Annotated in this window: 1 pseudogene; it reads left to right on the top strand. The window is 39.4% G+C overall.

Features of this window, described 5'->3' with window-relative positions:
* A pseudogene (locus V6259_RS19930) lies at window positions 1-129 on the top strand (IS3 family transposase); the annotation flags it as partial.
* Window positions 130-251: the final 122 nt, after the last annotated feature.

The raw sequence follows: 251 nt of genomic DNA on the forward strand, positions 1-251 counted from the left end.
ACCTTCTTAAAAGATAATAATCTGGAAGCCAGTATGAGTCGTCGTGGTAACTGCCATGATAATGCTGTTGCGGAAAGCTTTTTCTCATTGTTAAAAAAAGAAAGAGTACGCAATCGAACCTACAAAAGTGAGCGTCCGGGCATCACCACCTAGGCAAGCTCAAATTATTATCTATTACTTTTTTTCATTTCTGAGTGGCGTAAAACGACAAGTGGATCTAAGGTTATAGATAGACAGAGAGCAAGGGATTG

It is taken from the genome of Marinomonas sp. TI.3.20, assembly GCF_038155025.1.
In the GTDB taxonomy this organism is placed as follows: Bacteria; Pseudomonadota; Gammaproteobacteria; order Pseudomonadales; family Marinomonadaceae; genus Marinomonas; species Marinomonas flavescens.